Annotated in this window: 15 protein-coding genes; 8 read left to right on the top strand and 7 right to left on the bottom strand. The window is 37.4% G+C overall.

All coding sequences use genetic code 11. The features are described 5' to 3' along the window. Nucleotides 1–1330 precede the first annotated feature (1330 nt). From ACFIKX_RS05150 to ssb, 5 genes are all read right to left on the bottom strand, one after another. The gene (locus ACFIKX_RS05150; RefSeq protein ID WP_375611520.1) at nt 1331–1843 is read right to left on the bottom strand and encodes a peptidylprolyl isomerase; all 513 of its coding nucleotides are present in this window, start codon (nt 1841–1843) and stop codon (nt 1331–1333) included. Between the two features lie 18 nt (nt 1844–1861). Further along, nucleotides 1862–2455, bottom strand: a complete 594-nt coding sequence (locus ACFIKX_RS05145; RefSeq protein ID WP_375629050.1) for a peptidylprolyl isomerase — start codon at nt 2453–2455, stop codon at nt 1862–1864. Between the two features lie 2 nt (nt 2456–2457). Continuing rightward, the gene (coaD, locus tag ACFIKX_RS05140) at nt 2458–2964 is read right to left on the bottom strand and encodes a pantetheine-phosphate adenylyltransferase (protein WP_375611518.1); all 507 of its coding nucleotides are present in this window, start codon (nt 2962–2964) and stop codon (nt 2458–2460) included. Between the two features lie 24 nt (nt 2965–2988). Next, nucleotides 2989–5772 carry a DNA gyrase subunit A gene (gene gyrA / locus ACFIKX_RS05135; RefSeq protein WP_375629047.1) on the bottom strand — a complete coding sequence of 928 codons (2784 nt, stop codon included), beginning with the start codon at nt 5770–5772 and terminating at the stop codon, nt 2989–2991. 230 nt (nt 5773–6002) lie between these two features. Beyond that, nucleotides 6003–6509: a single-stranded DNA-binding protein gene (gene ssb, locus ACFIKX_RS05130; RefSeq protein WP_375611516.1), complete on the bottom strand. Its 507-nt coding sequence runs from the start codon at nt 6507–6509 to the stop codon at nt 6003–6005. 330 nt (nt 6510–6839) lie between these two features. Here ssb and uvrA point away from each other — a divergent pair, with 330 nt between their 5' ends. The 4 genes from uvrA to ACFIKX_RS05110 all read left to right on the top strand — a co-directional run bounded on the left by uvrA (nt 6840) and on the right by ACFIKX_RS05110 (nt 13329). After that, entirely contained in the window at nt 6840–9755 is a 2916-nt protein-coding gene (uvrA, locus tag ACFIKX_RS05125) for an excinuclease ABC subunit UvrA (RefSeq protein ID WP_375629045.1), read from the top strand. Nucleotides 9756–10819: 1064 nt separating this feature from the next. Continuing rightward, nucleotides 10820–11158, top strand: coding sequence for a P-II family nitrogen regulator (locus ACFIKX_RS05120; protein WP_015856528.1), 339 nt, complete (start codon nt 10820–10822; stop codon nt 11156–11158). A 59-nt stretch (nt 11159–11217) separates the two neighbouring features. Beyond that, on the top strand, nt 11218–12627 hold the full coding sequence (gene glnA / locus ACFIKX_RS05115) for a type I glutamate--ammonia ligase (RefSeq protein ID WP_375611514.1): 1410 nt from the start codon (nt 11218–11220) through the stop codon (nt 12625–12627). Nucleotides 12628–12783: 156 nt separating this feature from the next. Next, nucleotides 12784–13329, top strand: a complete 546-nt coding sequence (locus ACFIKX_RS05110) for a hypothetical protein (protein WP_375629043.1) — start codon at nt 12784–12786, stop codon at nt 13327–13329. Nucleotides 13330–13363: 34 nt separating this feature from the next. Here ACFIKX_RS05110 and ACFIKX_RS05105 read toward each other — a convergent pair whose 3' ends face one another. Beyond that, nucleotides 13364–14146 carry an ATP12 family chaperone protein gene (locus ACFIKX_RS05105; RefSeq protein WP_375629042.1) on the bottom strand — a complete coding sequence of 261 codons (783 nt, stop codon included), beginning with the start codon at nt 14144–14146 and terminating at the stop codon, nt 13364–13366. 896 nt (nt 14147–15042) lie between these two features. On the opposite strand from ACFIKX_RS05105, the gene ACFIKX_RS05100 reads away from it, so the two are divergent. From ACFIKX_RS05100 to ACFIKX_RS05085, 4 genes are read left to right on the top strand one after another with little or no spacing between them, the layout of a single operon-like run. After that, nucleotides 15043–15354 (top strand): prephenate dehydratase domain-containing protein, encoded by a 312-nt coding sequence (locus tag ACFIKX_RS05100; RefSeq protein ID WP_375611511.1) that lies wholly within the window; start codon nt 15043–15045, stop codon nt 15352–15354. Further along, complete coding sequence (locus ACFIKX_RS05095) at nt 15341–16546, top strand: DUF6421 family protein (protein ID WP_375629039.1); 1206 nt, start codon at nt 15341–15343, stop codon at nt 16544–16546. The genes ACFIKX_RS05100 and ACFIKX_RS05095 overlap by 14 nt, the downstream gene beginning before the upstream one ends. After that, a complete protein-coding gene (locus tag ACFIKX_RS05090; protein WP_375613117.1) occupies nt 16543–17490 on the top strand; it encodes a DMT family transporter in 948 nt (315 codons plus the stop codon). Before ACFIKX_RS05095 ends, ACFIKX_RS05090 begins: the two co-directional genes overlap by 4 nt. Next, a complete protein-coding gene (locus tag ACFIKX_RS05085; RefSeq protein ID WP_375613118.1) occupies nt 17487–18749 on the top strand; it encodes an acetyl-CoA carboxylase biotin carboxylase subunit family protein in 1263 nt (420 codons plus the stop codon). The genes ACFIKX_RS05090 and ACFIKX_RS05085 overlap by 4 nt, the downstream gene beginning before the upstream one ends. Before the next feature lie 258 nt (nt 18750–19007). Here the strand turns inward: ACFIKX_RS05085 and ACFIKX_RS05080 are convergent, their stop codons facing one another. After that, nucleotides 19008–21761, bottom strand: coding sequence for an autotransporter outer membrane beta-barrel domain-containing protein (locus ACFIKX_RS05080; RefSeq protein WP_375629038.1), 2754 nt, complete (start codon nt 21759–21761; stop codon nt 19008–19010). Nucleotides 21762–22350 lie beyond the last annotated feature (589 nt).

Below are 22350 nucleotides of genomic sequence, written 5' to 3'. Positions count from 1 at the left end.
ATCAAAAATTAAACGAGATAAAAGAACATTTCTTGTTAAGAAACCACCATAATAAAAGTGATAATCTAGCTCCCAAAAAATAGTAAAATCCTTATAATATCATACCTCAAAATACCTACGCTTATCCTTAACAGAACTGCAACATTATTATCACAATAATTTCATCTTCACATACTTCCATAAGCAGTAACTTTGTACCCATAGAAGAAAATTTTGAACGCATTGTACAGCTTACATATTCTTTAACTTTTACAGATAAAAATTTTTCATCTACTGGGCACAGCGATCCTCACGCTTAATAAAAACGCAAATGAGCATAATCACTTATCCACTCACAATATTGAGATAGCTCTTGGCATTAGAGATAATTCACAAAAGAAATTAACGTGTAAATAAAAATACTTTAAAAAACTAAAAATGCTTTTTGTAAAGATTCTCAAATACCAAAAGCTCTATCGTAACATTAGAGGCTGAAAAAGCGTATGATGGTACCCGCTTGCTCCTTCATAAGCTTTAAAGAAGGTGGTACATAATAGATTTTATACTATTTATAGCTTTAAAACTATACATGCCATGAATATCATCGTGGAAGTGAACGTTGATATGTACTAAGAAATGCTTCTTAAAAAACACGTAAATACGCAACACAAGTGTATTCCGTTTGGAGCATTCCTCTATTAAAAAACGAGAAAAATAAAAGCGTAAGTCCATGCATAATCTTCATTATTTAAAAGATATTGCATTAGATACTTTTAAAAAAGTAAAGTTGAGTTAAAAAGGAGATGGCAAGACTAGCCATTTGTTTCACTTCTGCGCCTTTATTATATTCTTCTAAGATTAAACTGTCTTCTTATTTTAAAGATTACGCCAATATATATATATGCTGGTTTTCCACCTTGCTAGGAAAACTGGATGAGCGAGTAAAGCTCTTATCCATCTTAATATGTGTTTCAAACATGCTTCTGCATTAGGATTGGATGTTGATTTACGAGCAGAAACAAAAGCACACGCTCTCTTAAGAAAGTAACATCATAAAACCATTAAGACCGACAATGGATTGAAGAGAAATGCCGAATTTTTTATAAAACACTTTGCCAAACAACAACCATAATACAACAGACTTTGCGTTTTCTTATTCTGACAGGTGTTTGTACAAATCCGTTACGTTATATTCTTCAGGAAGATCCGATTGAAGAAAATATATGGACAATGCTTAGCTCGAAATTATAAAAGGTAAGCGTGATACTACAAAAGAGTTTCGTGTGCCTTTATTGATCAGAAAAGAGTACTTTTTCTTAGAAACTTACAATTGAAATCAGTATAGTTTATACTATTCTACATCCGCAGCAATAATGGCTTTGGTAATTGAATCTGGATCTGCAACAGGTTCACCACGTTTAATTTTATCAACATTTTCCATACCTTCAACAACCTGCCCCCATATGGAATATTGACGATCAAGCCACGGAGCATCTGCAAAACAAATAAAAAACTGAGAGTTAGCAGAATTTGGATTCTGACTCCGTGCCATAGAAACTGTACCACGCTTATGAGAAAGATTTGAAAACTCTGCTGTTAAATTTGGTTTTTCTGCTCCCCCCATACCAGCACGTGATAAATTGAATTTTTCACTATCCTTCTTTCCAAATTGCACATCCCCTGTTTGCGCCATAAAACCATCAATAACGCGATGGAAAATAACATTATCATAAGCACCTTCCCGTACCAGTTCTTTAATACGTGCAACATGACAAGGTGCCAAATCAGCAAAAAGCTCAATAACAACTCTGCCCTTTGTTGTTTCAAGAATTAAAGTATTCTCTGGATTTTTATTCTCAGCCATATGGAAAGCTCCCTTGATTCATTTCTCAACTTGTAAAGTAGCAGCATTAATAACATCAGGATTTTTTACAGATCCATTATTACTTGTCGTACCTTTTTTTATTTTATCAACAACATCCATCCCCTTTATAACCTCTCCAACAACCGTATACTGACCGTTTAAAAAAGCAGCATCCTCAAAACAAATGAAGAATTGAGAATTCGCGGAATCCGGATCTTGTGACCGTGCCATCCCAACTGTACCACGCTTAAACGGCTGTTTTGAAAACTCTGCCGGTATATTGGGATAATTTGAGCCACCCATACCAACGCGTTTCAGATCAAAATCTCTACTGCCTTTTTTTCCAAATTCTACATCACCAGTTTGTGCCATGAAATTAGGAATAACGCGATGAAACACAACATTATTATAGGCCCCCTCCTCTGTTAATCTTTTGATTTGCGCAACATGCTTTGGCGCCAAATCAGGACGCAGACGAATAATGACATCACCATCTTTGAGAGATAAAACAAGAAGGCTTGCATCGCTTGCTGGTCTAGGATTACCAGCGACAGCGGACAATGAAAAAAAACAAAACACACATATCAAAACAGCAAAAATTCTACGAGACACACTTATTCTCCCCTAAAAGATTGGTATTTCGAGCTTAAAGCTTGTGCAACATTGGGCGGTACAAATGGTGTCACATCACCTCCCATAGAGGCAATTTGGCGTACCAATGTAGAAGTTATCGCGCGCCCAGAAACACTTGCCGGCAAAAAAACAGTTTGCAATTCAGGAGCCATAACACCATTCATTCCTGCCATTTGCATTTCATAATCAAGATCAGTACCATCACGCAATCCACGAATGAGAAATGAAGCACCAACTTCACGCGCCTTCTCAATGAGAAGGTTGCTAAATGAAAGAACCTGCAATCGATTAGAATCTGCACCAAATAAGTCTTTCCCTACCTGCGTAATGAAATCAACACGCTCTTCGAAGCTAAAGAGTGTTTTTTTGTCAGCCTGTATCCCTATAGCGACGACCACCTTATCAGCTAACACAAAACACCCTTTCAAAACATCAAGATGACCATTTGTAAGAGGATCAAAAGAACCCGCGTAAAGAGCAATTTTCATGACTTTACTCCTTCCTCTTAAAAATTATTTTTCTTCGCTCATATCAACTGTATCAGAATGCTTCTCACCTTCATCATCTAATGAACTCGTATCATCTTCAGGTTCAGAAATACGTTCAACCGATACGACTCTTTCACCTTTGGCTGTATTAAAAATTGTGACTCCCTTAGTTGAGCGCCCAGCAGTACGAATTCCCTCAACAGGGACACGAATAAGCTGCCCCCCATCTGATACCAACATAATTTGATCTTGCGCCTTCACCGGAAAAGCCGCTACTAATTTACCAATTTCAGCTGTTTTAGATGGATCTGTTGCGCGAATCCCCTTTCCGCCACGTCCCGAAATCCGGAACTCATAGGAAGAAGAACGTTTACCATAACCAAACTCACTCACTGTCAAAAGCATTTGTTCACGTGCATGAAGTTCTGCATAACGTTCATCTGTTAACTCTGTTTCAGCACCCCCATCTTCTTCATCAAAAGTTATAACATCTTCAACATCAGCATCTGCACCAGAAGCACGCCGTTCATTCATTACACGTTTAATATAAGCAGAACGCTCAATGGACGTCGCCTCGACATGCTCTAAAATTGTCATCGAAATGACTTTATCGCCTTTAGCTAAATTGATACCACGAACTCCCACAGAATTACGCCCAGCAAAGACCCGAACATCAACAACTGGAAAACGGATACATTGTCCTTTGGCTGTTGTTAGAACAACATCATCATGTTCTGTACAGGTTTCAACAGAAAGAATTTCATCTTCTTCATCAAGTTTCATCGCAATTTTACCATTACGATTAACCTGAACGAAATCTGATAATTTATTACGACGCACAGTTCCACGTGTTGTCGCAAACATAATATCTAATGCACTCCAGCTCGCTTCATCTTCAGGCAAAGGCATAATCGTTGTAATACGCTCACCTTGTTGTAAAGGAAGCATATTGATCAAAGCCCGCCCACGCGATTGGGGTGTCCCCAGCGGCAGCCGCCAAACTTTTTCCTTATAAACAATCCCACGTGATGAAAAGAAAAGAACCGGAGTATGCGTATTGGCAACAAACAACCGCGTTACAAAATCCTCATCCTTCGTGGACATACCAGAACGCCCCTTACCACCACGTCGCTGTGCACGATAGGTATTAAGAGGCACACGCTTAATATAGCCACTATGGCTTACCGTTACCACCATATCCTCTGGTGCGATCAGATCTTCACTCTCCATCTCAGCGCTACCAAAACCAAATACGGTACGTCGCGGCGTTGCAAATTCCTCACGAAGAGCACTCAACTCATCCTTAACAATAGACATAATGCGTACGCGTGATGCCAAGATCTCAAGATAGTCAGCGATATCCACGCCAATTTTATTCAATTCATCAGCGATTTCATCACGCCCAAGGGCTGTCAATCGTTGCAAACGCAATTCTAAAATAGCACGCGCCTGTTCTTCAGAGAGGTTATAAGTACCATCCTCATGAATAATATGACGAGGATCATCAATAAGTTTAATCAAAGGCGCGACATCCATCGCTGGCCAGCGTCGCTCCATTAACTGTGCACGTGCTGTCTGCGGATCAGGAGCTTTGCGAATAAGCGCTATAATTTCATCAATATTGGCAACAGCAAGGGCAAGGCCAACCAAAACATGTGCTCGCTCACGCGCTTTACGCAAAAGATATTTTGTTCGCCGACTGACAACTTCTTCCCGAAAAGAAACAAATGCACGAAGCATATCAAGCAACGTCATCTGTTCGGGTTTTCCCCCATTCAAAGCAACCATATTACAACCAAAGGAAGTTTGTAGCGGCGTATACCGATATAATTGGTTTAAAACAACTTCCGCAACAACATCTTTCTTCAGCTCAATAACAACCCGATATCCATCACGATCAGATTCGTCACGCAAATCAGAGATTCCCTCAATGCGTTTATCGCGCACCAATTCAGCCATTTTCTCAATCATTGTTGCCTTATTAACTTGATAAGGGATCTCACTCACAATAATTGCTTGTCGACCACTGCGAATTTCTTCGATCTCAACTTTAGCACGCATAATGATTGAGCCACGCCCTGTTTCATAAGCTGCACGAACACCAGAGTGGCCAAGGATAATACCCCCTGTAGGAAAATCCGGACCAGGAATAATTTCAATTATTTTATCGAGTGTGATATCGGGATTATCAATCAAAGCGATACAACCATCAACGACTTCACCAAGATTATGGGGAGGAATATTGGTTGCCATTCCCACAGCAATTCCCCCTGACCCATTAACCAAAAGATTGGGAAAACGCGCTGGTAAGACAACCGGTTCACGCTCACGCCCATCGTAATTATCCTGAAAATCAACAGTATCTTTATCAATATCAGCTAAAAGTTCTTCTGAAACTTTTTCTAAACGACACTCAGTATAGCGCATAGCCGCGGGTGGATCACCATCAACGGAACCAAAATTTCCCTGACCATCAATTAATGGATTTCTTAAAGAAAAGTCCTGCGCCATACGCACTAATGCATCGTAAATTGAAGCATCACCATGGGGATGAAATTTCCCCATAACCTCACCAACAACACCAGCAGATTTACGATACGACTTATTGAAAGAAAGCCCCATCTCATTCATAGCATGAAGGATACGTCGATGAACAGGCTTAAGACCATCACGGACATCAGGGAGTGCACGTGAAACAATCACGCTCATCGCATAATCGAGATAGGAGCGTTGCATTTCATCAATAATACTGATTGGTTCAATACCGGTTAGCACATCACGTTCTGGGTGTGGAGTAAGATCGGTCACAATTTCAAAACTTTCAAAAAAGAATCATTTCACTTTATTTATAGCGAAAAATACACAAAAATGCTAATTTCTCTCCCATGACAAAAAAGAAATTTAACAATATTTTTCAAGATGTTATTAATTTATATTTTAAATTACCAATAATAATTAACAATTTTCACTTCGCTAAACTTCAAAAATCTGAAACAAGCAAACCATAAAATGATCATAATACTGCAATTTAAAGACTCTTAAAAAGGGACGTCATCATCTAATTTGTGTGAAAAACTTTCTCCCAATTGATTATTATTTTGACCAAAAGCATTTCTCTGATTTGAGTGACTATCGGCAAAGCCACCACTATAACTCCCCCCTTGACTTGCTCCTTGCTCCCCGCTCGCAGCTCCCCGCCCATCAAGCATTTGTAATTCGCCACGGTACTTTTGCAAAACAATCTCTGTTGTATAACGGTCATTTCCATTTTGATCTTGCCATTTTCGTGTCTGTAACTGCCCCTCAATATAAATTTTGCTGCCCTTTTTTAAATATTGCTCTGCAACTTTGACAAGGTTTTCATTAAAAATAACAATACTATGCCACTCAGTGCGTTCTTTTCGCTCATTTGTATTCCGATCGCGCCAACTTTCTGAAGTAGCAATACGCAGATTTGCCACTTGATCACCAGAATTCAAACGGCGGATTTCAGGATCCGCACCAAGATTACCAATCAAAATAACTTTATTAAGGCTACCAGCCATCGCATAAACTCCAAAATTTTAATTTGTAAAATACTCTGTTCTATAACAGTTATAACCATCTTGACCTTCAATTTACATGTCGCAATTGACTATCAATATGGGTATTGCTATCCTTTACCAATATTGTATTCAGTGTAATTATAACAAAAGATGATAAAAACGCATAGTTTATTCCACCACGAGAGAATAAAAAGCTGCTCATTTGTATTTTTTTCACAAAACTTATACCTTCCTTTTGCATTAAAGCAGTTAAACACATTATAATTCTAAAAAAACAGTTTTATTCCATTTTAGGTGCTCAATTTTTGCCACATATGCCAAGGATAAAGTATGACTCATCAAAAATATATCTCCATTCGCGGTGCACGTGAGCATAACCTTAAAAATATTGATCTCGATCTGCCTCGTGATAAACTCATTGTTATAACAGGACTTTCTGGATCAGGGAAATCATCCTTAGCGTTTGATACAATTTACGCTGAAGGACAACGCCGCTATGTCGAAAGCCTTTCAGCCTATGCACGCCAATTTTTGGAAGTCATGCAAAAACCCGATGTCGACCGCATAGACGGTCTCTCTCCAGCTATCTCCATTGAACAAAAAACAACCAGTCGCAACCCTCGTTCAACGGTAGGTACCGTTACTGAAATCCACGATTACATGCGTCTTCTCTTTGCACGTATTGGTATTCCTCATTCTCCTGCAACAGGACTTCCTATTGAAAGCCAGACAGTAAGCCAAATGGTGGATCAAATTATGGCCTTACCAGAAGGAACGCGAATTTTTATTATGGCACCCTTAGTGCGAGGACGAAAGGGAGAATATAAAAAAGAGCTAACAGAACTTTTAAAAAGAGGATTTCAACGCGCTAAAGTTGATGGAAAATTCTATGAAATCGCTGATATTCCACCTCTTGATAAAAAATATAAACACGACATCGATGTCGTGGTAGACCGCATTGTTGTACAGAAGGATATCACCTCTCGCTTGGCTGATAGTATAGAAACCTGTTTACAGCTAGCAAATGGGCTTGCCATAGCTGAAATGGCAGACCAACCCTTAGCACAAAAAGAAACAACAAAGGAATCTGCTCATAAATCAAAAAATGATACACACAAACGGCTCATTTTTTCAGAAAAGTTTTCCTGCCCTGTATCGGGTTTTTCTATTCCTGAAATTGAACCACGCCTTTTTTCGTTCAATAATCCTTTTGGCGCCTGTCCTCTCTGCGATGGACTGGGCATAAAAAAAGCAATGGATCCACTGAAAATTGTGCCCAATAAAAATCTTACCCTCAAGAATGGCGCCATTGCCCCTTGGGCTAAGTCAGATTCACTTTACTATAAACAAACCTTAGAAGCATTAGGAAAAGCTTACGGTTTCAAACTCACAGATCAATGGTGTGAACTCTCTAATGAAGCACAACAGGCTATTCTCTACGGTACAAAAAGAGATGAAATTTCTTTTATCTATAAAAATAATTCTGGTTCGCATAAAACGACCCAACCCTTTGAAGGAATCATCCCTAATATGGAGAGACGCTGGAAAGAAACCGATTCTGCTTGGTCTCGAGAAGAAATCGAACGTTATATGTCTTCTTCGCCCTGCCCAGCTTGTCACGGTTATCGTTTAAAACCAGAGGCACTTGCTGTAAAAATAAACGGAATGCATATTGGGCAAATATCAGATCTTTCTATTCTAAAGGCAGATGATTGGTTTGCCAATGTTCATCAATATCTCACAAAAAAACAACGTAATATCGCCGTACGTATTTTAAAAGAAATTCGTGAACGCTTGGCTTTTTTAAATCATGTAGGATTGGAATATCTTACCTTGTCTCGAAATTCAGGAACGCTTTCAGGGGGAGAAAGCCAACGCATTCGGTTGGCATCCCAAATTGGTTCTGGTCTTACAGGCGTTCTTTATATTTTAGATGAACCATCTATCGGTTTACACCAACGCGATAATGAACGCCTGTTGGAAATGCTGCGCCATTTGCGTAATCTTGGCAATACAGTTATTGTTGTTGAACATGATGAAGATGCTATTCTCACAGCAGACTATGTTGTCGATATGGGGCCTGCCGCAGGCGTTCATGGTGGAGAAATCATAGCGCAAGGAACACCGCAGGAAATTATAGAAAATTCAGCCTCTCTCACAGGCCAATACCTTTCAGGAAAAATGGCTGTTAAAATGCCTACAGAGCGACGCAAAATATCAAAAACGAAAACACTTAAAGTCATCGGCGCCAAAGGCAATAACCTCAAAAATATCAATGCGAATATTCCTCTTGGAACCTTCACATGCATAACTGGTGTTTCTGGAGGAGGAAAATCAACATTTCTTATTGAAACGCTTTTCAAAGCAGCATCACATCATATCATGGGCTCTCATCACAGCCCTGCCTGCTATGACAAAATTGAAGGATTAGAATTTCTTGATAAAGTCATCGATATCAACCAGTCTCCTATTGGACGCACCCCACGCTCTAATCCCGCAACCTATACAGGTGCTTTTACACCGATTCGTGAGTGGTTTGCCGATCTTCCAGAATCAAAAGCCCGCGGTTACAAAGCTGGGCGTTTTTCATTTAATGTTAAAGGAGGACGGTGCGAAGCGTGTCAAGGTGATGGAGTCATCAAAATTGAAATGCACTTTTTACCTGATGTCTATGTTACTTGCGATGTCTGTAAAGGAAAACGCTATAACCGAGAAACACTAGAAATAAAATTCAAAGGACAGTCTATAGCCGATATTTTGGATATGACAATTGAAAAGGCAGAGGAATTTTTCCAAGCTATTCCCGCTATTCATAATAAAATGGAAACTCTCATTAAAGTAGGATTGGGTTACATAAAAGTAGGACAGCAAGCAACCACACTTTCTGGTGGGGAAGCACAACGTGTAAAACTTGCGAAAGAACTTTCTCGTAAAACAACGGGACGTACACTCTATATTTTGGATGAACCGACAACAGGTTTACATTTTCATGATATTTCCAAACTTCTTGAAGTGCTTCACGAACTAGTCGAGCAAGGCAACACAGTTATAGTCATTGAACATAACCTTGATGTTATAAAGACAGCCGACTGGATTATTGATTTAGGACCAGAAGGTGGAGATCGCGGTGGTGAAATTGTTGCAATTGGACGCCCTGAAGACATCATTAAGGTTCCCGCTTCCTATACGGGAAAATTTCTAAAACATGTTTTACTGCGCCCATCTCTCTATAATTCCAATTCTTAGAAACGCTTTCTATTGTAAAATACAGCATACTAACAAAGCCTGTACTTTTATTATTACCTGTAAACCAACACCTAATTCCAGTGGTGCAACACGTTTGAAGCAAAGACTAAAAACAATTTAGCGCTTTATAAGCTGTTTCAGTTGTCGTATTGCCAAATAGGAACGCGCACATAATTGCGTATTTATTCTCTGTTTTGTTTATACCTGAAACGACCAGACAACCTAAACTGGGAAGAATATGAAGTTTTAAGGGTATAAATAAATTTCTATATTTCCATTTCCTTTTAATTTATCTTTATGATTTTCCAAGGCATCCACAGCAATATCTTATAATGAAGATTGCCATTGCTTCACACTTTTATTTATCGCGTTCCTTAATGAAGATCACATTCCTCACGAAGGAACAAAACGCCCCAAACGGAATATATTTGCGTTGCCAATTCCCACATCTGTTTTAAAGAAACATTTCTCAATGCTCTCAAGCCCATTTCACAACGGCTCCTATGAATGCTATAATGATAAACTCATTATTATACACCACCATCTTTACATTTATGAATCGGCATCATCACACTCTTTTCCAATATTTGTCTTCCCTACTCCCTAATATTGTAAAGCCTTTAATTATCGAAAGCTTTCATAAAAAGCATTTTATTTCTTTTTTCAAATGTTGTTATCCACACACTCATAACTATTTATGATATATAAAAGTATCGTTTTGATTGATTGACGATAAAAAGATCTAAAATGAGAAAATCTTACGCTATTAGAGTTTCTCATTCAATGTGGAGAGCGTCTAATTATCCTTATAAGTCAAGATATTATCTAATAAAAAAGAAACAAAACTCTTTTATTATATTATTTGAATTCTGTATAAGAATTGTAAGTTTTTTTCCCAAAAAACAGTATTTGGCTGTATTCTACAAAAGAAACTCTCCTAACAGAGCATAGAGTGTCATTATTTTCGACTTTTTGTGCACAAAGTATCTGTTGGACATCTTACAGTTGTCAATATAATGTGATGCAGTCTAAAAAGACAAAATAACGTTGGAGATAATTTCAGCATGAAAAAAATTGAAGCCATTATAAAACCTTTCAAACTTGATGAAGTGAAAGAAGCGCTTCAAAAAATTGGGTTACATGGTATTACAGTAACAGAAGCGAAAGGTTTTGGTCGTCAAAGGGAACATACAGAACTTTATCGTGGTACGAAATATGTTGTTGACTTTCTACCTAAAGTAAAGATTGAAATTGTTGTGTCCGATGAAAAACTGGAACAAACTGTTGATGCAATACGTAAAGCAGCTCAAACCAAACATATAGGGGATGGAAAGATATTTGTCTTTTCCATTGATGATGCAATTCGTATAGGCACAGACGAAACCGGTATCGATGCCCTTTAATAAATAACAGGAAAATTCACTTTTTTATCCACCTCAACGCCATATTAAGGAAATTGAATATGACAACCGCATCAGATATTATCAAACAGATTACAGACAACGAAATCCGTTTTGTTGATTTACGTTTTACTGATCCACGAGGAAAATTGCATCACATTACAATGGATATCGCAGAGATCAGCGAGGATACTTTTAGTGATGGTGTCATGTTTGATGGTTCTTCAATTGCTGGTTGGAAAACAATTAATGAATCTGACATGGTTTTAATGCCAGATCCAGCAACAGCACATATTGATCCTTTTTTTGCTCAATCTACTTTGGTCATATTTTGTGATGTACTTGATCCTGTCTCTGGTGAGTTTTATCGTAGAGATCCTCGTTCTATCGCCAAAAGGGCTGAGGTGTATATGAAATCTTTAAACATTGGAGATACAATCAATGTGGGTCCAGAAGCAGAGTTTTTTATCTTTGATGATGTGCGCTATAAAACGGACCCTTACAACACAGGGTTTAAACTCGATTCAAGTGAACTTCCCTCTAATGATGATACGGAATATGAAACAGGAAATCTAGGGCATCGCCCACGAATAAAGGGAGGCTACCTTCCTGTTCCGCCGATTGATTCCTGCCAAGATATGCGTTCTGAAATGCTCACAGCACTCAAAGATATGGGTGTACAGGTCGAAAAACACCATCACGAAGTAGCAGCGGGCCAACATGAATTGGGTATTCGTTTTGATACACTTGTTCGCGAGGCTGACAAGATGCAAATTTTTAAATATGTTGTACATCAAATAGCAAACAGTTATGGGAAAACAGCAACCTTCATGCCAAAACCAGTTTTTGGTGATAACGGCTCTGGAATGCATGTCCACATTTCCATTTGGAAAGATGGCAAACCCATTTTTGCAGGAAATGAATATGCTGGACTATCAGAAACCTGTCTGTTTTTTATCGGTGGTGTTATTAAGCACGCAAAAGCAATAAATGCTTTTACCAACCCATCTACAAACTCCTATAAACGTTTGGTTCCTGGTTATGAAGCTCCTGTTCTTCTTGCCTATTCAGCACGTAATCGTTCTGCATCTTGCCGTATTCCAATGAGCTCCTCACCAAATTCAAAACGCGTAGAAGTTCGTTTTCCAGACCCAACAGCAAATCCCTATTTGGCATTTGCAGCCCTTTTAATGGCTGGTCTTGACGGTATCAAAAACAAAATTCATCCCGGACATGCTATGGATAAAGATCTTTATGATCTTCCCTTAAAGGAACTTAAAGAAATCCCTACTGTTTCAGGAAGCCTGCGTGAAGCGCTTGAAGCACTTGACAAAGATCGTGGCTTTCTTAAAGCTGGCGACGTTTTTGATGATGATCAGATTAATTCCTTCATTCAAGTAAAGATGCAAGAAGTCTTGCGTTACGAAACAACACCCCATCCTGTTGAATTTGATATGTACTATTCTGTTTAAACAATTAATACGTATTCTTTTGATTTTTAAAGTGGAGGCAAAAGCCTCCATTTTTGTGGATATTCTTCTCATGCAAAAGCGCAAGAGGCTTTTTGCTCGCCCGCTTTTCCTTTATAATGTATTGAATCTCTTCAAATGAATTAACAAAGGTTTCTAATGCCGCGAATTTGTTTTCTCGTTCCCGTTCTTTTATGCATTGTCTTTATCACATCAACAACTAAAGCACATACAATAACCAACCAAAAACTTACAACTCTTGAGAAAGCAACATCTGCTTATAGTAAAGCACTTAAAAATGCCGATGCAAATGCCATCTTAAATGCTATTCCTCCCCAAGTCATCAACCGCTTAACCGCCCAAAAAAATCTTAATCAATCACAATTTCTACAAATCATGAAAAGCCAAATAGAACGGTTGGCAGAAAGTTACAAGATTGAAACGATCAACATTGATCAAAAACAAAAACGTGAAGGTACCCTTGATAATGGTACCCCTTATTTTGTTATACCCGTGGAGCTTGTAACCACAACAAATGCTGGAAAAAAATGCTCTATTCAAACTGAAATTATTGCCCTACTTCACGATAACCAATGGTATTTTATCCGTGGTAATGACGAAGCGCTCTTAACCATAACCAATGAACTATTTCCTGGACTTGATAAAGTAAAAACCAATCCTCAAAAAGTCACAAAAATACTCTGAGCGAAAAGAATGCACGTAAATAAAAGATTTTCCCCTATAAACAAGTTGTAACAATTGTAGCAGCAGCCTTAAATTCAACTTTTTTATGAGAACGGCGTGCTATTGTTTCTTTATCCGTTCCCCATTGCTCCATCATCCAATCTTCATCTAAATAGGCAATAGACCAAGCATGATCAGCATCAATGTTTCCCGCTGCAACAGCAAGAGCAATGAGAGCAGATCCCGTTAATGTTGTCATCATATGAAGTGCAGCAAGCATATAAGCAGACTCAACTCTACGTAAATAATTACTGACTGCTTGAAGTGCTTCTGGTGATTGTTCCACATGCATCAGCCCTTCTGTCAAATAAAACCTTGCACCCAGTTTTTTTTCTGCCCAATCTAATAAAGGATCCCATTGCTCAGATTGTTTTTGCACCAACTCTTTAGGTGTTTGTGCACGATAAAAGATCATATCACATGCAACGAAACGCAATAAATCTTCAAAAACCGCCTGCATATCATCAGCGATACCATCAATAACAGTATTAACCAAACGCGTCATCGGCATTTTTGCAGGATCAACAACGTGCTTTTGGTTCTCAAATTCCTGAGCAACATATTCAGCAAACACTTCTGTTGGCACATGAAAATGACGCCTTGCGGGCGTTTTTACAGGACGTTCATCCAACAAAATCGTAAAGCCGCCCTCCTCACAAGCGATCTTCACTTGCTTATAAAACCGTTTTGGGTGTGATTGGAATGAAAGATTTTGAACCTTTTGAACAGAACTCTTCTTATTCAATGGCATATCAACATGATCCAAAATCTCACGCATATTTGTTTACCTCTGATCTTTTCAAAAAAAACGACTGTTTCTTTAGGTTCTGTAGCTTGAATAAGGTTTAATCTGACCTTCTTAACGATTCCAAAGAAGAAAAAAATCTTACCAATCTCAATCTGATTTAAGAGTTATATTTCATGTTTCTTTTACAAACAAGACAATGATGATTGCCTTTTATATATTTAATACAATCATAATAGTAAAACAATTTCTAAAAGTATTATCTTAATTAAGAAGTTAAACATATTGAGTTTTATGGCAAAGATGTTCATGCCTTACCAATTTGCTTATTATTCACCTACAATAGTATTATCAATATGAACAGATTCAAAAACGCTGCTCATCCAAAAAATGATAGAGCAGTACGGTTTACGTGTCATTCACCTTCGCTTAACCATTTCAATAATTCTCTAACATATCCAATAAATACCCTGCATAGAATTTTTCTGCTCAATTACTCCCCTAAAAGACGCTGTTTTACGGCATGATAGAATAATGAACAGACAAAATTATAATTGTAAATTTTCTTTCATATATACATTATTTTATAAAGCACTAAATTACTTAACGCATTGTTCTTGATATACTCTATCATATCACACTAATTTAAATTTAGTCGCATAATTAAAAGAATAGAGATTATGTAATCTGAAAATAATGCTTTTATCTATACACTTGTCCCTGCAGATACTAACTGTGCAGCAGCAACACAGTGGTGGCTTGACAATCACAATAAAAATATTTTGTCCACTGACTCGAGATCCCGTATTATATAATACGCAACTCTTGAAGAAGCATTTAATGAACTTGCTCAAAAAAAAGATGCTTATCTCTTAAGTTGTGCTGCTTACCCTGATTTGCATACACTCATATTTACCCGTTTAGGTGATATGCAATTATTTGACAGCTTTATCATGCCTACTCACTCTATGGTTTTAGCTAAACGCAATAACGCTGATGAAATTAAAACCATAGCGTCTCATCCTGCCCCGCAATCTCTGGTAGCTCATCAATATGACAAAGTATTTGCCAACAGCAATGCTGATGCAGCCGTTCTTTGTAAGGCTGAAAAAGCAGATGCTTGTATCACAACATCGGTTGCGGCAAATCGCTATAGGCTGAGTATTGTCGAAAATTTTGGACAAGTGCCAATGGCCTTTTTGCTCCACTCACTAAAGTCAACTCATCATGAAAAAATCTGAAGCGCTTCTTTCCATTGTTAACTTGGTTGACAAATTCCGTATGCGCCAAGAACGAGATGGGAGCATTAAAGAACCAACTTCAGCAGATAATAATATGATCAATGAATTGATCACTCTGCTGAACCACCATGCCAATATTCTTGACGGATTATCTCCAAAACTTTTAGCGACCACTTCTGATGATCTTCATCAGTGGATGATCAGCGGTTTAACGACCCCTCCTAAATTTGATAACACTTTGGCTGCTTTCAAAGCCCCATTACCAGATGCGCCCTTGTTTTTCTTGGCTCCAATGCGTGCAACAAATGGACCTGATCCAGAAGGATTCCGGCTGGAATTAGTTACAGGATATCGTCATGAAACGGCCTATCTTGCTGACGCCTCAAAATATACAAATAATTATGTATCACCATTTCAATGTATAAAAATGGGAATAGCATCAAGAGGTTTTTTAGAAGGCAATTGCATTGTTCTATTCCCAGAATCTGTAGCAGCTGCTCAAAAAATTGATAAGCAAGCATTTGCTTTGTTTTTTTTCAGTAAATTCTTTGATATTTACAACAAGCAAACAATTGTGGAAGCTGAACGTTTACTCGGTCGAGATAGTAAATTCCTGTTCGGTCAATTGCATAGTCGTAACTTATCTAAAGAAGACATTTACGATGCTCGCTGTTTGTGGGGCTATTATCATGACTATGCACATCATACCGGACCGCGGCCATTGGATAAAAATCTGTATATAAAATTAAATTGGTTTACAGGTCTTCTAGAAGAAACTAAAGTTGATTTAATTACAGTGCGTATTATGCTACAAAATCATCCAAAATTTTGGAAAGAAATAACTGAATTTATCCTATTAGAACGCATATTTCGTTATCCAAAAGATTCTGATCAGCATATGACATTCGATGCTGGTACAGGGATCTTGCTTTTTGAAATATTGATGCGGAACAAAGCATTGATTGAAACAAATCAAGGTTATCTTCAATTTGATTTGGAGCGTCTTGAAAAAGTAATAATATTGATGATAGCAGATATAGAAGCACTTGAAGCATTAGATGATGACGCTTATTTGGCAGGAGCTAAAGATTATATCCAAAATAATCTTGGTAAGCCGCAAACTTCACAGTCACGATTTAATTTTTCAACATCATCTTATGCACAGCGAGTGATTAGAGGATTAAATCATTGAGTTTTATAAAAGGACGATTATTATTATTTACTTTTGCCATTCTAGCATTGTTTTCCATAAGTTGGTTATTATCTAAGAATTTGGTTAGCAATATACCCGTCATGCATGCGGTTGGACTTAGGTTGTTTGCCACCGCTGCCACCTTATGGCTGATTGCAATATTTCGTGAGAAAGCTGTTTTCAGATCCCTACCATTGCTTTCCATGATACCTTCTTTTTTAATTCTCTCAGTGTTAGGATTTTCGCTGTATTTTGTATGCAGCTTTGGTGCATTAAAATCGCTCAAAGCCAGTGATTTAACCATGGTGCTCGCTACTATTCCAGGAATTACTTATATATTAGGTGCATTGACAAATGTCCTTAAATTCTCATGGCTGAAGCTTAGTGGAGTGATAATTGTCAGTGTAGCAGCTGTAGTATTCAATATAAATAGTGGAGAAGGTGGATATTATAACCTGATAGGAGTAGTGCTTGCCTTAACAGCAGCACTTTCTTATTCTGCTTATGGCTTATTGTCTAAACGTTATCTTAAAAATCTACCTTTGCTCACCTCACTGGCTTGGATCACGACAATTTCTGCAGCATCATTTATGCCATTATTTATTTTTGATCCTGCCCCACTCTTCTATCTTAAGTTAGAAGATATATTTAAAATATTGATTTTAGGAACTGTTTGCTCGGCACCAGTTTACGTATTATATCAAAAAGTTTTAGCCGAAGGAGGCGTATTATACGCCAACACTATCGGCGTATTATCCCCTTTTGCAGTGATTGCATGTGAATGGATAATCGGCTCGAGCCCTTCTCTCAATATGATCAAAATAATTGCTATGATTGTAGTTGTTATAGGGATGACACTCTTATTTATAGATGCATCAAAGGTATCTACATGGCAACATAAACGCCATTCTCAAAACTCCAAATTTAATGAGGAAACAAAATGAAAAAACTCGCGTTAGTTTGCCAGCGCAATGCAAAATTACCATTTATATTTGAAGCAGCACAAGCAGCTAATATCGAATTAGTAATGATCTATGATACCGCTGAAAGCGTTCCCTCTCAACACCCCGCAGCAGTAACTTCAACTTGGCAACTTCCTGTTTTTGATAACCCAGAGGCAGCTCTAGACACTTTTGCAACGGAAGCAAAAGAACGCAATATTTCTGGGGTTATGACCCTTCGCGAAGAAGCCATCCTATGGACAGCTTTAGCTGCAAAAAAAATCAATACTCCAAGTATTGAACCAGAAGTAGCAGCATTAACCAGAAATAAATATCTCATGCGTCAAGCTTTCGCTAAAGCAGGCTTAAGAACACCAGGATTCTTTTATATAGATCATCCAGAAGACCTATCACAAACACAAGCCTTGGATTATCCACTCGTTATTAAACCCGTCTCTGGATGGGCAAGTACAGGCGTAATGTTAGCTAAAAATTCCGCCGAACTTCCTGATCTCATTAAAGCCGTATGGAATGTTCAGCATAAAGACATGGCACGTTTTAATGATAAAAATAAACCTGTAGGTTTAGTAGTAGAACAGTATTTGCCAGGAAAAGAGTTTGTCGTAGAATGCTTTGTTGATACAGCAGGTGTACACGTTCTGGCCATTGGAGACAAGGGACAGCCTGAGGGACCATGGTTTGAAGAAACAATTTATCGTCAACGCTGTGATATAGATGATCCTTTAATTATTGCTTTATGTGAGGCTGCATGCTCTGGAGTTAAAGCTCTTGGTATAAATATAGGTGCTGCCCATGTAGAGCTACGCCTAGATGCTCATAATTTACCTTATATCATTGAGATTGGCGCTCGTATAGGTGGATCGGGTGTCTCCCATTTTATTGTTGAGCAAGGTACAGGGATTTCATTTGCAAAACTATGTATGAATGCCGCTTTAGCTGAAAAAAACTTAGACCTTCCCGATATACTCCCAGCTGAAAAAGTGGCGGCAAATTATATTATTCCTCTTCGTGGTCATGGACGGTTTTCTGGATTTTTAGGTCTCGATAAGGTTGCACAGCATCCTCAAACCGCCAGAACTATCATTTTCTTTGAAACCAATCATCTTTCACCACCTCCACCAGCATTTGGTGGATATCCTGGTTTTATTTTCTCTGTTCATAACTCAAACGAAGAAGCACGCAATTACCACAAATGGCTCGATGATACCTTAAGCATCATATGGCAAAACATTGATTTATAATGATAATTTATCTTTATTCATATTGAATAAGAACCCCGATATTGTAGGATTTTCTCATTTTAATCTGTTTATCAGATGGACAAATTTTTTAAAACATTTGAGAAATGCTATAGTAGATAAAAATAAATCAACATGATATTTTCATATTTATTAAAGCACATGGTACCATTATTAAAAAATTCTGCACAAACAATGGTTTTAATTCCGATAGTAGAACAAGACTTCGAAAATCACATTTATTATTTTTAAAAAGATTGCTTAAAAATGATAGCGCAATCCACCAGAAAAACGAACTCCAGAAAAACCAGCCTTGGTTAACCTATGCTGATAGCTAAGATCACTGTGAAGTGTAACTTTAGAAGAAAACTGTGAATTGACACCCAAGCCAACTTCTAAGGAAGAACCAAAAGAACTCAACTGAAAAACATCTTTAAAATGAACAAATTGTTCTTTACCAAAACAATGAGCAAGATGAATATTTCCATAAAAAGAAATGATACGATCCTTTTCAGAGGCTGTAAATGTTTTACTTAAACGCCCACCAACACGCATAAACCATTGATCTATTTTTTTCATCTCAACATCAAATCCATCAATATCACGAAACTTATCAAATTGAAGATGTTGATAAATAAGCTGAAGTTGCGGATCAAAAATAAGATCTTTATATCCTGTCATAGACACTTTACCAGCAGAAAACGACACGTTCAAAGGATTTGCTTTTAATGTCGCCGTCTTACCCCAAACACGGCTACGCACATCCCCTTTAAACAAACCATAAGATAAAAAACTATCTATATAAAAATCAGTGTAATGTTTCACACTAGCATATGCCGTAAATGACCATTTATTAAATGTACTCTTTTGACTTTGTTCCACGTTATGAGGTTGTAAGGAAAGCTTTCCATAGGTTCCCATAATCCCAAAAGATGTCGTACTATATGCACGCTCTATTGTTTTGAGCAAAATATCTGTTTTTATAGCGTTATAATCAACATGACCATCGTACCCATATTTAAGTGTAGAAAGATCTGAGACATAACGATAACTCCCACCATAACCGTGGACAGATAAAGCAAAGTTCCCTTCAACTTTTAATAATTTACGAGGAATAGACCGCCTAACTTGCAACTGCTTTTGTTGATGACTAATATCCATGAGCCCAACATGAAACAACGCATTTGGTAACAAAAGATAGGTCGGAACTTGTGGAACAACCTCTCTGACCTTTAACTCAGAAGGGGGAATAGCAGACACCTCTAAAGCAGGCTGAATATATTTACTTTCAAGGCGAAAATCCCAAAAATCTCCATCTCCTTCAACCAATCTTTGAGAAGTTTGTGCATTTCCAAGAGCAGAAGCTGGACCATAAGCATGAAGATAATATTGATAAGGCAAACCCTCTAATGCGATATAAGCACGATTTAACTGAAAAGAATCCTCTGCCGCTTTTCCAGAAACCTGAATAAGTGAAATACTATGAGCATTTTCACCGGTTGCTATCTCACCCTGATTTCCTGCAACAAATTGCACATAAACTGTTGTTTTTCCAGAAACATCACCATGTATTAAAAGCCGATCAGTTTTTGTATTATCGAGCAAACCATCACTACTGAGATGCGTATTGAGATAAATATCTGCCCTATCTTGCGCACTATAAACTTCTTTTTCTCCCTTCCCAATATGAAGTGTCTGATACTCCTGAAACATTGGAGTCTCAAAAGCAATAAAACTATCAGAAACTTTCACAAATGAAATAGACGAACTTGTACGGTTTGCAACTTGCAAATCGATCTCTCTTCTTTTTGTCAAAAACCATTTTGATCCCCCTGTTAAATAAAGCTCAGCAATAGAATCATCGGCAACACGAGTCCCTCCTATCAATGAAGAAGAATTAGCCAAAATCGCTACACTTCCCCCTTTTTCAGCTGTTAATAATAAGTCACCAAAAATTTTTGTACCTTCTGTTACTCCAATATAAATACGACTGTTATGACTATGAACAGCTGTCCCATCTGGAACCTCAAAAATCGTCCTTTTCAAAAAGACAAGCCCCTGTTCATACGCATCATTTTCCTCATCCCTCTCAAAATACATACCATGTTTGTTACCTATTGCTTTAATTGTTGAATCTTCAATATTAACCCGCGAAATTAAAATATTTCCTTCCCTGCCGTTATTGGATGGCGTGTTAGAATCTTGTCCAACTGTTAAAACATGAACATCCGTAGAAATAATATTCGTATTTTTTACATAAACAGAACCCTGATGTTTTACATTGAAAACTGTATGTGTAATTTTTTCATTTGTATTTTCTTTGTCTTCTGTTTTTTGATATTTTGAAGCAATGGTAACACCATCTAAAGTCGCACTCCCCCCTCTCCCCACATAAAGCGCAGCAGCATCATTCACATCAATAAATCCACTTTTCATCTGAATACCCGCATCAGCACTAACGAAAAGAGCACTCTCTTGACCGATACCCAAACCTTCCACTTTAATTTTTGTATTCGTTAACGTAACAGATGCTCCTCGCTTCTCTGCATAAGCAGCAATCTGAAAAGCCTCAATTGTTCCACGATCAACCTCAATCATTCCATTATCAGCTTTAAGACCTATTGATACATTTTTAAAAGCTGAATCGCTCAAAACAATTTTTCCCCCTCGTGATACAAAAACACCATAAATATCTTCTATACCCGCAGTCCCTTCAACCTCTACACGCGTTGCCTGAATAACTGTATTTGGCTCCTGCACTACTATAGCAGCAGGTAACATGAGAGAACAATCCTCCCCATTCGTTTCTTTAACAGGCGCCGTGAATTTATATACTTTATCACTAATTGTATGCTTTGAACCATCACTGCATTCATAAGGTAATTTGTTTTTGTCACATGACAGTGATGTATATGAATGAGAATGTGCCTCAATATTTATATTTAACAAAAAAGAAAAAATAGCTGCTGTAAAAACGCACGAATACAAGTGATTGTTAGATACCTTGATTATCATTGTTTTTCAAAACTTTCTTTTTTCAACAAAAACAAAAAATGCTGGCAAAAAAATAAACCACAAATTAAACACAACAAGAATAAAACAAACAAAATTATTTTATTTTTCATGATAAAATCATAGCATTCAATAATATGTTTTGTGTTTTATGTAAAGAAAGAACAAAAAGTTTAAAAATACCATTTAGGATGAAAATCCCTTTAAAGAATGCATCTCAAAAACCGCTGGAAACTGTAATTACAAAAGGCCAAAAAACCAATCTTAAAAAAACGTAAAAAATGCGAATTTTGAAGAGATATAATATTCAATTTATCTCACCACCAAAAAATAAAAATACAACAAAATGAGAATGACTTCTAAGATTAAACGATTAAAACGTTTTAATAAAACACAGAACAAAAAGATACAGTATACGAAATCTATAACCGCATCATCTCTTCAACTACAACAAAAAAACAAGAAATTGCACACTAATGTATAAGCTAATGTACACAATTTCTATATTAAAAATGCTAGATATCTAACAAAGAAATTTGAATAAATAAAAAACTTCTCCTAATACCCTATCATCAATGATTTGAATTAATAA

It is taken from the genome of Bartonella sp. CM86QHHN (assembly GCF_042194695.1).
Classification (GTDB): Bacteria; Pseudomonadota; Alphaproteobacteria; order Rhizobiales; family Rhizobiaceae; genus Bartonella.
Note: the sequence above shows the minus strand (reverse complement) of the source record. Positions and strands in the feature narration are given on the sequence as shown.

Bases quoted from the DNA above. Each gene is read 5' to 3' on its own strand.
- glnA (WP_375611514.1), top strand. From the start codon at position 11,218: ATGACAACCGCATCAGATATTATCAAACAGATTACAGACAACGAAATC.
- ACFIKX_RS05095 (WP_375629039.1), top strand. From the start codon at position 15,341: ATGAAAAAATCTGAAGCGCTTCTTTCCATTGTTAACTTGGTTGACAAA.
- ACFIKX_RS05085 (WP_375613118.1), top strand. From the start codon at position 17,487: ATGAAAAAACTCGCGTTAGTTTGCCAGCGCAATGCAAAATTACCATTT.
- ACFIKX_RS05080 (WP_375629038.1), bottom strand. From the start codon at position 21,761: ATGATAATCAAGGTATCTAACAATCACTTGTATTCGTGCGTTTTTACA.
- coaD (WP_375611518.1), bottom strand. From the start codon at position 2,964: ATGAAAATTGCTCTTTACGCGGGTTCTTTTGATCCTCTTACAAATGGT.
- ACFIKX_RS05150 (WP_375611520.1), bottom strand. From the start codon at position 1,843: ATGGCTGAGAATAAAAATCCAGAGAATACTTTAATTCTTGAAACAACA.
- ACFIKX_RS05110 (WP_375629043.1), top strand. From the start codon at position 12,784: ATGCCGCGAATTTGTTTTCTCGTTCCCGTTCTTTTATGCATTGTCTTT.
- ACFIKX_RS05100 (WP_375611511.1), top strand. From the start codon at position 15,043: ATGCAATTATTTGACAGCTTTATCATGCCTACTCACTCTATGGTTTTA.
- ACFIKX_RS05105 (WP_375629042.1), bottom strand. From the start codon at position 14,146: ATGCGTGAGATTTTGGATCATGTTGATATGCCATTGAATAAGAAGAGT.
- ACFIKX_RS05120 (WP_015856528.1), top strand. From the start codon at position 10,820: ATGAAAAAAATTGAAGCCATTATAAAACCTTTCAAACTTGATGAAGTG.
- uvrA (WP_375629045.1), top strand. From the start codon at position 6,840: ATGACTCATCAAAAATATATCTCCATTCGCGGTGCACGTGAGCATAAC.
- ssb (WP_375611516.1), bottom strand. From the start codon at position 6,509: ATGGCTGGTAGCCTTAATAAAGTTATTTTGATTGGTAATCTTGGTGCG.